Genomic DNA, 11,898 nt, shown 5'->3' with positions numbered 1-11,898 from the left:
CGCAGTCTTTTTTCAAGCCATATGGAACACCCCCTGCAAGGATAGGTGTTAATGGTTGCCAGAGCCTTTCCAAAAGCTGGCTTAGCTGCACCGAGAGTGGGCGAATGCAGCTGCGTTGAGTCCCTTTAAAGTTTGTCCTAGTTGAAAAGAGTGGCGTTTTTTTGATTTTGAAGGGTCACTTTATCTCCTAGGAGATTCTAGGGGGGATGTTGCGTAGATGGCAGGAAGGGCCCCAATGAAATTGCGTGCCAAAATGTCGCAGGTGGTGAGATGACGCCTGTTGTCGTAGAAGTGTGTACAGATGAAGGCAAAACTGTATTTGTTTGCATGCACTTGCGCCAATTCGCTGAAAGTGAAGATATATTGGTTAAAATCTTGGCGCAGCGTGTACGCATTGTTCCGAAGATACAAGCGGTGTGAGCTTGATATAGTACAGATATATCAGTGATATGTGTTATACATTTTTATCGAGGAGCGGCGAGATGCTGCTCAGGTTTCCAGCGATTGGGGGGTGTCATGACCAAGTGGGTCTACATCTTTGGTGAAGGCGTTACCGACGGTGATGCAACAATGCGGAATTTGCTTGGTGGCAAGGGGGCCAATCTGGCCGAAATGGCACGGCTCGGATTACCTGTTCCTCCAGGATTTACAATTACAACAGAAGTTTGCACCCGTTTTTACGAAGATAATCAGCAATATCCAGAAGAGCTTAAAGGGCAGATTCTTGCCGCGCTGGAGGCTATCGGCAAGCTTACTGGCCGCACCTTTGGTGATGCGGCGCATCCGCTCTTGCTTTCCGTGCGCTCTGGTGCCCGTGTTTCTATGCCGGGTATGATGGATACGGTGCTTAATCTTGGCTTGAATGATGAGGCAGTGGCTGCGCTAGCACGGGAGAGCAATGACGAACGCTTTGCCTACGATAGTTACCGGCGCTTCATTCAGATGTATTCTGATGTGGTACTGGGTGTTGATGGCGATTTTTTTGAAGAGATTATTGAAGACTATAAAGACGAGAATGACCTAGATCTGGACACGGATCTAAGCGCCGAGGACTGGAAGGCGGTTATCGTCTCGTTCAAAGCCAAAACGGCGGAAGAAACCGGCGAACCTTTCCCAGAGGATCCGATGGAGCAGCTTTGGGGCGCCGTTGGTGCCGTGTTTGGCTCTTGGATGTTGCCGCGGGCGAAAACCTATCGCCGCCTGCACGAGTTGCCAGAGGACTGGGGGACCGCTGTTAACGTTCAAGCGATGGTGTTTGGTAATATGGGCGAGGGCTCTGCGACCGGTGTCGCTTTCTCTCGCAATCCCTCCACTGGTGAGAATGCGCTCTATGGCGAATTCCTTGTGAATGCGCAAGGGGAGGACGTCGTGGCCGGTATTCGAACGCCGCAGGATCTTACCGAGGCAGCGCGGATACAGGCCGGATCGGACAAGCCATCGCTGGAAGCATTGATGCCGGAAGTGTTTGGCGAGTTCAAAGATGCATGCATTAAGCTAGAATCCCATTACCGCGACATGCAGGATATGGAGTTTACCGTTGAGCGCGGCAAGCTGTGGATGTTGCAAACGCGCAATGGCAAACGGACCCTCAAGGCGGCGCTGAAGATTGCTGTGGATTTGGCGGAGCAGGGGCTTATTAGCAAAGAGGAAGCGGTGAAGCGGATTGACCCAGCTTCGCTGGACCAGTTGCTGCATCCAACGATCGCCCCTGACGCGGAGCTTGATGAACTGGCCGTTGGGTTGCCGGCCTCTCCCGGTGCGGCTTGCGGCGAGATTGTCTTCAACTCCGATGAGGCAGAGGCTGCAAAAGCGGATGGCCGCAACATTATTCTGGTGCGGGTGGAGACCAGCCCTGAAGACATCCACGGCATGCATGCGTCGGAGGGGATTTTGACCTCACGCGGTGGTATGACCAGCCACGCGGCTGTTGTGGCGCGCGGCATGGGTAAGCCATGTGTGGCCGGCGCGGGAACAGTGCGCGTTGATATGCGCGGGGAAACAATGGTCGCTGACGGGCGTAGCTTCAAAAAGGGCGATCTGATCACCATCGATGGTGGATCGGGCAAGGTCTATGCGGGGCGCGTACAGATGCAGCAACCAGAGCTTTCCGGCGATTTCCAACGGCTGATGCAGTGGGCCGATGGTGTGCGGCGCCTGCGGGTGCGGGCCAACGCGGAAACGCCTGCAGATGTAAAAACCGCGCTGTCGTTTGGCGCGGAAGGTATAGGCCTTTGCCGGACAGAGCACATGTTCTTCGATGGGGATCGCATCACTTCTGTGCGGGAGATGATCCTTGCCGATACATTGCAAGAGCGGCGGGTGGCTTTGGATAAGCTTCTGCCTATGCAGCGGGGTGACTTTGTCGAGATATTCGATCTGATGGAAGACCTGCCCGTAACTATTCGCTTGCTCGACCCGCCGTTACACGAGTTCTTGCCAAAGACCGATGCCGAAATCGCAGAGGTAGCAACAGGCATGGGTGTTGACCCTGAAGACTTGCGCGAGCGGGCCGAAGAGTTACACGAGTTTAACCCGATGCTTGGGAACCGTGGGTGCCGGTTGCTGATTTCCTATCCGGAAGTGGCCGAAATGCAGGCAAGGGCGATCTTCGAGGCGGCAGTTGAAGTTAGTCGCGCCAAGGGGAAAGCTGTACATCCGGAAATTATGGTGCCACTGGTCGGGCTCAAGGCCGAGTTGGACACTGTAAAAGCGCGAATTGAGGCTATGGCAGAAGCTGTAGAGGCGGAAACCGGTGAGAAACTCGAGTTTACGATCGGGACAATGATCGAGTTGCCAAGAGCGGCTTTACTTTCTGATGATATTGCCCAATCTGCTGAGTTCTTCTCCTTTGGTACCAATGATTTAACGCAGACTACCTTTGGTATATCCAGAGATGATGCGGGATCATTCCTTGGCACCTATCAGGAAAAAGGGTTGCTTGAGAAAGATCCATTCGTCTCTCTTGATAGCGATGGTGTTGGGGCGTTGGTGCAAATGGCAGCAGAGAAGGGGCGGTCTGTGCGACCTGCTCTGAAGCTTGGTATTTGCGGAGAACATGGGGGAGATCCAGCCTCTATCGCCTTCTGCGAAAAAACAGGACTTGACTATGTGTCCTGCTCGCCATTCCGAGTTCCTGTGGCGCGGCTTGCTGCGGCACAGGCGATGTTGGCGGGGGCGGATAGCGGAACCCTGTAGGCATTGTTTTTTCCAAGCATTATGGAAGGGAGCGCTTTTGCGCTCCTTTTTTTGTGTTTTAGAAAACACAAAAATTTCATTGGCTTGATAATGTGTGCTGTGCAAATATAGGCGTCTTGGGGATCTGGGAGGTTATTTGGGAAACTTCTATCGAATTAGCTTTTGGGGGCTTAACGGGCAGGGACGAGATATGGCGTGCAATTTGGCACAGAGTGGCTATGAGGTTACGGTGCTGGCAGCTAGTATATGTCCTGATGACTGTGAGAAAACACATTGCGATCTTCGGCATACGTTGGATGCGCGAGAGAGTGTTAGCGGTGCGCATGTACTCCTGAATATGCTGGAGGATTTCTGCGAGTTCCAAGGAAAGCTGCATAAACTTCACGATGAAGGCGGATTGCCTGATGGCTTGCACATAATTCATTGTGGGGATGCAACACCGCAACAGGTTGTGACGCTCGGTGCTTGGGCCCGTGGGCATGGCTATGTGTTGATCGATGCGCCAAGCACTGGTGGGGCTTTGGGAGCAAAGCAAGCGAGCCTTAGTTTTGCCGCTGGGGGCGATGCAATTGCAATTGCTAACTGTGCGCCGATTTTTGGCAGTATGGGGCATGTGACCCGAGTAGGGGAAATCGGAAGCGGGCAGATCTGTCGATTAGGCAATCAGGCTATTGCCGCGGTATTTGTTGGCGTTTTTTCTGAGGTTATGGCTCTGGTGAAGGCAAGTGGTGGGGATGCGGAGGCCTTTCGCAGCGCGTTGCGCTCTGGGTTTAACGACAACAGATTGCTGACCCTTATGTGTGAACGGGTAATGCGGCAAAACTTCAGCGGCGGCGCCAGTGCAGAAAGCGTGCTAAGCGATTTGCAAACCGGGGTTGATGTTGCCTCGCAATTTGGCCTTACCATGCCCTTGATGGAGAAAGCGGAAGAAGCCTTCAGCGATCTTGTGCACCGGGAGGGGCGCGGCGCTGATAACTATGCCGCCATCAGCCAAAGTAAATTGCTTGTTGCAACAGAAAAAGCCTAGGCCGAAACAGGCTCAGGCCTCGACTGTGGCCCGGCGCGGTTCATGCTCTTGCGGGTAAAGCGTGTGCGGCGCTGAGTAATCTTCATGCCATAGCTTAAACTTAGCAAGCGGGACAGGCTTTGAGAACAGGAAGCCTTGGAGAATTTCGGCGCCCATATCCTTGAGAACATGATATTGTTCTGCCGTTTCAACTCCTTCAATACAAACTGCCATGCCAATTGACTGGCCAAGATTGATAAGGGAGCGGACGATTTCACGGGCGTCCTTGTCGTTTTCGATATCGCTCAGGAATGTGCGATCGATCTTGATTTTGTTAAAACGGTGCTTGCGCAGGTAGTTCAGATTTGAGAAGCCGGTGCCAAAATCGTCCAGAGCAATTGACACGCCCATTTCCTGAAGATCATTCAGAATTTTACCGGTACTTTCGGTGTAGTTCATCAAGATTTCTTCGGTTACTTCTAACTCAAGTACTGCGGGATCAACTTTATACTTCTCGCAGAGCGACTTTATCAATTGCGGGAAGTCAGGCAATCCGAGTTGGCTTGGAGAAATATTGACGCACATTTTACCGCCTGGAAGGTCCAGCGCGTCTTGGATAGCGTTGTCCAGAACCCACTCACCAATCAAGTTAATCAACTGGGTGCCTTCGGCAACCGGAAGGAACGAAGCAGGTGCGATCAATCCACGGCGAGGATGGTTCCAGCGGATAAGCGCTTCTGCACCAACAATGTTTTCACCAGCACCATCCATGATTGGCTGATAGTAATTGACGAACTCGCCACGGCCTAGCGCCTTTTTGATCTCTTCTTCCAGCTGTTTCGACATGATAACCGAGTTTTCCATCTCCAAATGGAACTCAGAGTATCGGCCACGGCCATTATTTTTGGCACTGTAGAGCGCAATATCGGCCCGGCGCATGAGCTCTTGCAGTTCGTTGCCATGCTCGGGGCAAATTGTCAGACCGAGAGATGCAGTGGTGAATATCTTCTGGCCTTCTACTTCGATTTCTTCGCTAATGGCGTGCTCAATAGCTTGAAGGAGCTCATCGAATTGGTCCTTGGAGCTGCGGCCAAAAATAAGAAGTAAAAATTCATCACCAGAGACGCGGGCAACAAGGTCCTCGCGTTGACAGGTGCGGCGCAGACGGCGTGCGACTTCTTTGATGACTTCATCACCGACGGAGTGACCTAGGCTGTCGTTGATTTGCTTGAAGTGATCAAGATCAAGGTACACAAGGGCCGAGAGTTGATCGTTCATGCGCGTTCGGCGCAGCAGTTTTAAGGCAGACCAAGAAAAATAGGTACGGTTGGGTAGCCCGGTTAGTGCATCATGCAGGGCTGCGTGGGTGGCTTGTGCTTCGTTGCCCAGAAGCTCGTCTGTTAGACCTATTGATCGTCTCAGGAGTAACAGGGTTGCCGCAATGATTACGAGGAATGTACCTAGCAGATATGGTGCTGCGCGGGTGAAGATTGTCCCACTGGAAGCGCTGGTACGCCATGTCACGTGCGAGATAATTCTGCCATTGCGATCCGTTAGTGGAAGGCCTGCGACTTGTGTGACGCCAATTTCAGGTGCCTCGCCAATTGCTATTTGCTGAAGACCTGTTGAATCTGAGAAGTCTTTCAGGGCGCGGGTGTCGAGCAACCGGACCCAAACCAAGTAACCTGCTAGGACCGGGGCAGCATCTTCACGTCTTGTCGAAGGAATAATCGCTGAAACCGTTGCAAGTCCGAAGCCATCATCCAGTTTTAAAATGTCTTTGATGGTTATGGCATCGGGAGCTTTGGAGCGGAGGGGGCCGGGGACATATAGCTGTTCATCGCGGCGTTTGGCAGCGCGATCCAGATCATCGAAGACACCTTGAAGCTGGTAACCCAGTTGTTGCGAGAAGATATCTGCATGCCATGGTAAATCTTGACGGAAGGTGTAGATCGGCTTGCGGGCGCCATCGAGGATAATAAAGACATCACGGTCACCGCGATTGTTCATGGTCGGAGTTAGATCTTGGTCCAAAAACAAGCGGGTCTTATCTGCGATGATCGCATCATAGGCCTTATCAGAAACCGCGATCCGCTCAACTTCGTTGGCGAGGGAGTTGCGGTACACCGCCAAATAGGAGGAGACCAACCGACGTTCCTTGGCGATCTCGTGATTGAGTGCCTGCTCGGTAGACCAGAATAGGGCAAGCGTGGCGACTGCCAGCGCGCTCAATACAACAAGCAACAAAACAAGGGCCAGAATACGCGACATGCGACGCCGGCTTTTGGCTCGGGTTTCGGGCGTTTCTCCTTGAAGAAACGGAAAGTTCGCGTTGTCGCCGTCAGCGCTGTAGAGGGCCATTGGGTCTCTTGTTGGTTGTTGCTCGATGCCAGAATGATCTTGCTCACCGGCAAAAAACCGGATTCGCAGGGCCGAACCATTTTGTCGGCAAAGACTTGAGCGAGCCTGTCGTAATGGCAGGTTGGTGAGAAAACTCTACAACAAACCCAGTGCTTTGAAGCTGGCATGACCGGTCTGGGCTATTATAATGTGATCGTGAAGAATAATGCCCATTGGTTCAAGGATACTGTTGATTTTCGCCGTCATCTCAATGTCCGGTCGGGAGGGGGTTGGGTCACCGGAGGGGTGATTGTGAACCATTATGAGTGCGCAGGCATTCAGTTCCAGTGCGCGGCGAGCCACTTCTCTTGGGTATACTGGAGTGTGGTCTACGGTGCCGCGTTGTTGGATCTCGTCGGCAATCAGGCGATTTTTCTTATCTAGGAACAGCAGGCGGAGTTCTTCTTGCGAGTTGTGCGCCATGGCGACGTGGATGTAATCCATCACCGCAGACCAAGAGGAAAGTGGGGCGTCTTGATCAATTTTGTCCTTTGCGAAGGCAACTGCCGCGCTGTGTAGGCTGTGTAAGAAGAGAGCGGTCGCCGGACCGCAGCCTTTTACTGCCTCAAGGCGTGCCTTTGGAGCCGAGATTACACGGGCGAAAGAGCCGAATGTGGCGAGTAACTCTTTAGCCAGGGGTTTGGTGTCGCCCTGCCTGATGGTGTTGAATAGCAACATTTCCAAAAGTTCATAGTCTTGTAAGGCGTCACTGCCGCCGGTGGCAAAACGTTGCCGAAGGCGTTCCCGATGGCCGTGGTAGTGTTTGCTCTGTGCCTTGTTCGCGCCTTTGCTACGACTTTTTCTGGGTGTTGCAGGGGGGGTGTGTATCTCGGTAAAAGGAAATGGCAGGTCGTCAACAATTGCCGCGGGCGGGGTATCCACCTGTGAATTAAACGGCGCGCACTCGGATAAACTTGCATCTGCTGGAGCGAGTTCATCTGGTTGTCTAGAGTTTTTGGCCGCAGTGAAGGGGGGAGGTTTTTTTGTCATCTGCGAACTCCTTCCCCTTCTTGGCTTTTTTTAAATTACTCTGCCTGACGCGCTGCTAGCGGGTTGAAGAGGTCTTTGGGTGATAAAGTAAAGACGTCATTGCCAGTCTTGGTAATGCCTATGGAGTGCTCAAACTGTGCAGAGAGAGATTTGTCGCGGGTAACAGCTGTCCAGCCGTCTTTTAGTACTTTGACATCCGGCTTGCCCAGATTGATCATCGGCTCGATGGTAAAAATCATGCCGGGCTTTAGCTCTACGCCGGTGCCTGGCTTGCCATAGTGCAGAATATTCGGTTCATCATGGAATAAGCGCCCAAGACCATGGCCACAGAAATCCCGCACTACAGAGCAGCGTTCGGCTTCGGCAAATGACTGGATCGCATGACCAATGTCGCCGGTTGTGTTGCCCGGTTTGGCTGCTTCAATGCCGCGCATGAGAGATTCATGAGTGACCTCGATCAGTCGCTCTGCCGCACGCTTTAGCTTGCCAACCGGGTACATGCGGGAGCTATCGCCATACCAACCATCGACGATGAAGGTGACGTCAATATTGATTATATCCCCTTCCTTCAATGGCTTGGGGCCGGGCATGCCGTGGCATACAACGTGATTGATCGAGGTGCAGCTTGAGTATTTATAGCCCCGATAGTTTAGGGTGGCGGCGTGATAGCCACCGTTGTTCATGCCAAATTCGTAGACAAACCGGTCAATTTCGGCGGTGGTAACGCCGGGAACAACAATGTCAACCAATTCATCGAGGCAGCGGGCGGTGAGCTGGCTGGCTTTACGCATGCCCTCAAAGTCCTCGGGGGCGTATAGCTTGATTTGCCCAGTTTTTTTTACTGGTGCGGCGCTGGCCTCGATGTATCCAACCATGCTTTCTCGTTCCTGCTTGTTATTCCTGTGCGCTGTGCGGGTGGCTCGTCTGTTTTGACGATAAGGCCAAATTGACCTGTGCTTGGCAAGCCCTGTTTCTCAGGAGGTCGCGAGAAGCTTCCGGTTCCGGCTTGCCCTGAGGAAAGAGGCTAATTTGATCGCAAGAGCGCAGCGCATTTGCCAAAATCTGTCGTGGCGTGGTTATAGACTGAACGGGCTGCTGTTGTCAGTGGTTTTTTGCGAGCGCCAATTGATGTGGCGCGGGTTTTCCCAAGGTGGGTCGATGCAAATTGGGGGTAGTGGAAATGTTGGTCTTGTGGTGGGCGCGCAGATGTGCCAGAAAGCTGATCAGATTTGCAAGTATGCAATGTCGAAAGCGGTCGTGGTGGAACTGGTATACACAGCAGACTTAAAATCTGCCGCCGTTAGGCTTGCGGGTTCGAGTCCCGCCGTCCGCACCAATCACAAATTTAGTACTTAGGTGCCATGGGTGGTCTTGTAGAGGTTTGATACCCGGCCAAATAATCCCTCAACGACGCCGGTTGCGTAGGATATCTTTTTAAGTGCGTCGAGAGTTGATCTGCGTGATTTTGCCGGAGAGATAGGCAAGAGTAGCGGCGCAAGTAGAAGTTTGGGAATTGCCATTATCGCGCGCGTCTTAGCTTTCACGACTAGCTTAATCGTGCCTACTTCACAATGTTGAAAATTTCATCTTTTCATCCACCGCAGCAGTTTATGGCAACCCCAATAACGTTCCTGTATCTGAAGAAGATGTGCTCTCGCCTCTTAGTCCTTACGGCAACTCCAAGCGAATGAGTGAGCGGATGCTTGAGGATGCGTCGCGGGCACATAGCCTTCGCTTTACCGCATTGAGGTATTTCAATGTTGCAGGTGCTGACCCGTTGGGCAGAACTGGGCAGTCGACGCTAAAAGCAACGCATCTAATAAAAGTTGCAAGCGAAGCTGCGCTAGGCAGAAGAAATTTTCTAAGTGTTTTTGGTAATGACTATGACACTCCAGACGGCACAGGCATTCGCGACTACATACATGTGTGTGACTTGGTGGATGCCCATTATCTGGCATTGAAACGCCTCCAGCGCGGGGGCGGAAGCCTAGTCATGAACGTTGGCTATGGCCTCGGTTTTTCTGTAAGGCAGGTCATCGATGCAGTAAAAGAAGTGTCAGGCGTTGACTTCGAGGTTCGATCTGAGCCACGACGTGCTGGTGATGCGGCTGAAATTGTGGCAGATAATGCAAAAATTCTAACGGAACTCAACTGGGAGCCGCAGTTTGATGACCTAAAGATAATCGTATCGCATGCGTTAGAATGGGAGCGAAAGTTGAAGCAAAAAAACAGTCATGTGGCGGTTGCGTAGTTTTTTAGTTTGAGTTTACTTGTTTTTAGTTCTGCTCTTTGAGGCTTCGTTTCGAAGTTGGACTAGGTTTTGTTGCAGGATTGGGCCGATTTGCGAGACAGGGACGCCGCTTTGATAGATCTGGGCAATGAACTCCAGATAGGGTTTTGCATGCCTATAGAAAATCTGGGTTGAGCGGCAGTAATAGTTCAACGGCTTGTCGCCTGATTTTGCTTTTAAGAAACGGTGCTTAGGGCAGCCGCCATTGCAGGCCGCGCGAATATCGCAGTTCAGGCAATCTTGCGGGAGGGAGGCTTGTTTGTCTTGGCCAAAGGCAAGCTGGCTTTCACTGGAAACCAAGTCGCCCATTGGCGTTTCACAAATGTTTCCAAGCTTGTATTGCGGGTAAACATAGTGATCGCAGGCATAAAGATCACCGTTATGTTCCAGTGCCAGAGCGTTGCCGCAAGTTGGCGCAAACCAGCACAGTCCGGCGGGAAGACCGAGAGTTTGCTCTAGCTGAACATCAAAAAGCTGAACGGAGATCTTGCCAACATCGCTGGCGAGCCATTCGTCAAAGACAGCTTTTAGGAATTGGCCATAGTCGCGGGGGAGCACGCTCCAGTCCGTTACAAATGGGGCGATGCCATCTTCATCAAGCTGGGGAGCGGATGCAAGGCTGCTGCCATCTAGGGTGCGTTCGACTATGGGAATGAACTGTAGGAAGCGGAAGCCTGAGGCTTTGAGAAAGCGATAGACTTGCAAGGGTTTTTTCGCGTTGGCTCGGTTCACAGTGACCAGAGCATTGGTGGCAACGCCGTGCTCTTGCAAAATTTGTGCCGCCCGCATGACTTTATCGAAAGTGGGGCGGCCGGCTTTGTCTGGGCGATTGGCATCGTGAAGCTCTTTGGGGCCGTCTATGCTAAGCCCGACGAGAAAGTCGTGCTCTTTAAAAAAGCGCGCCCAGTTTTCCTCAATAAGAATGCCGTTGGTTTGAAAGGCGTTGGTGATTTTTGCGCCTTTTGGGCAGTGCTTTTGTTGTAGTTCCACGGCGCGCTTGTAAAACGCGATGCCGCTGATGGTTGGCTCGCCGCCTTGCCAGTTAAAACCGATCTGGCGCAGGCCCAAGCTGTATTGCTGTTTGATGTAGTCTTTTATGTAGCGCTCTAAAACCAGCTCCGACATATGCATAGGGGAGCGTGATGGGAAAAGCTGTTCTTTTTCCAAGTAGTAGCAATATTTGCAGTCCAGATTGCACAAGGGCCCGGCTGGCTTTGCCATGAGCGTGTAAGGCTGGTTCTGCATCGCGTTTCCCTAGGCGGTTTGTTGGACATGGGCGTCTGTTTCGATGAATTTGCGCGCGGTAAGCAATATTTCGCAATTGCGAGCGATGTGCGCGGCCATCTGCGCTTTGCCCAGAGCCGCCTCGGCGATTGCCAAGAAATGCGGCGGTTCACCCGGTACGCTAACCAGTGTTGTAAAACGGCGGACGCCCATGGAATTACCCTCGATGTCGTAGGCAACCGCCCCAAGATCTATCGCATCAATGGTGCGAAGCACTTCTTGTGGGGTCATGGGCCGTTTGACTTCTCCGGTAGAGAAAAACTGCGTTTTCTCCATTTGTTGCAGCAACCAATCTCGGCCGAGCTTTGCCAAGGCAATGCGAGAGAGGCTGTCGAGCTCATAAAGCTCGCGCGAGAAGCCGCGACTTGCGCGAATGGCGAGAGTGAGGTCTGGGTGTTGCTCTTTGTCCTGCCAATAGAGGCTGTGGTAGCGTAGGGTGATGAGCTCTGCGGATTGGCGCGTCTGGTTTGCAATGGTTTCCAATACACGGCGCGTTTTTCCAAGGTAGGCATCGGAAAAGCTACGCTCTTGCCTGAAGGAGAACAAAGGCACGAAGTGCGAGCGGTCTTGGCGGCGGATCAGGCCACGCTCTTCGAATGTGGCAAGGATTCGTGAGAGGGTCGCAGGAGGGATCGCACAGGCTATGGCGACCTCGGACTGCGAGAATACCGATTTCTCTGGGTTGGCGAGATATTCGAGTACCTTGAGGGTTTTTCGGACTGGTTCAGACATT

Annotated in this window: 8 protein-coding genes, 1 tRNA gene and 1 pseudogene; 4 read left to right on the top strand and 6 right to left on the bottom strand. The window is 52.4% G+C overall.

What is annotated here, in order from left to right; all coding sequences use genetic code 11:
- The first annotated feature begins 516 nt into the window (after positions 1-516).
- Positions 517-3,195 carry a pyruvate, phosphate dikinase gene (ppdK, locus tag AYK82_RS09085; protein ID WP_068314388.1) on the top strand — a complete coding sequence of 893 codons (2,679 nt, stop codon included), beginning with the start codon at positions 517-519 and terminating at the stop codon, positions 3,193-3,195.
- A gap of 94 nt (positions 3,196-3,289) precedes the next feature.
- Positions 3,290-4,222, top strand: a complete 933-nt coding sequence (locus tag AYK82_RS09080; protein WP_279626426.1) for an NAD(P)-dependent oxidoreductase — start codon at positions 3,290-3,292, stop codon at positions 4,220-4,222.
- Between the two features lie 12 nt (positions 4,223-4,234).
- On the opposite strand, the gene AYK82_RS09075 is transcribed toward AYK82_RS09080, so the two are convergent.
- From AYK82_RS09075 to map, 3 genes are all read right to left on the bottom strand, one after another.
- On the bottom strand, positions 4,235-6,562 hold the full coding sequence (locus AYK82_RS09075) for a putative bifunctional diguanylate cyclase/phosphodiesterase (RefSeq protein ID WP_068314386.1): 2,328 nt from the start codon (positions 6,560-6,562) through the stop codon (positions 4,235-4,237).
- A 135-nt stretch (positions 6,563-6,697) separates the two neighbouring features.
- On the bottom strand, positions 6,698-7,591 hold the full coding sequence (gene radC / locus AYK82_RS09070) for a RadC family protein (protein ID WP_082733833.1): 894 nt from the start codon (positions 7,589-7,591) through the stop codon (positions 6,698-6,700).
- Positions 7,592-7,626: 35 nt separating this feature from the next.
- Positions 7,627-8,466, bottom strand: a complete 840-nt coding sequence (gene map / locus AYK82_RS09065) for a type I methionyl aminopeptidase (protein ID WP_068314343.1) — start codon at positions 8,464-8,466, stop codon at positions 7,627-7,629.
- Positions 8,467-8,842: 376 nt separating this feature from the next.
- Between map and AYK82_RS09060 the strand changes: the two genes are divergently transcribed.
- A tRNA-Leu gene (locus AYK82_RS09060) sits at positions 8,843-8,927 on the top strand.
- 16 nt (positions 8,928-8,943) lie between these two features.
- Here AYK82_RS09060 and AYK82_RS17975 read toward each other — a convergent pair.
- Positions 8,944-9,111 carry a hypothetical protein gene (locus AYK82_RS17975; RefSeq protein ID WP_156453314.1) on the bottom strand — a complete coding sequence of 56 codons (168 nt, stop codon included), beginning with the start codon at positions 9,109-9,111 and terminating at the stop codon, positions 8,944-8,946.
- Between the two features lie 50 nt (positions 9,112-9,161).
- Here AYK82_RS17975 and galE point away from each other — a divergent pair.
- A pseudogene (gene galE / locus AYK82_RS09055) lies at positions 9,162-9,842 on the top strand (UDP-glucose 4-epimerase GalE); the annotation flags it as partial.
- 15 nt (positions 9,843-9,857) lie between these two features.
- On the opposite strand, the gene AYK82_RS09050 reads toward galE, so the two are convergent.
- The gene (locus AYK82_RS09050; protein WP_082733832.1) at positions 9,858-11,126 is read right to left on the bottom strand and encodes an anaerobic sulfatase maturase; all 1,269 of its coding nucleotides are present in this window, start codon (positions 11,124-11,126) and stop codon (positions 9,858-9,860) included.
- A gap of 9 nt (positions 11,127-11,135) precedes the next feature.
- On the bottom strand, positions 11,136-11,897 hold the full coding sequence (locus AYK82_RS09045; RefSeq protein ID WP_068314338.1) for a helix-turn-helix domain-containing protein: 762 nt from the start codon (positions 11,895-11,897) through the stop codon (positions 11,136-11,138).
- Between the last annotated feature and the right edge of the window lies 1 nt (position 11,898).

The sequence above is a fragment of the Polycladidibacter hongkongensis genome (assembly GCF_001561995.1).
GTDB lineage: Bacteria > Pseudomonadota > Alphaproteobacteria > Rhizobiales > Stappiaceae > Pseudovibrio > Pseudovibrio hongkongensis.
This window is presented reverse-complemented; position numbering and strand designations above follow the sequence as displayed.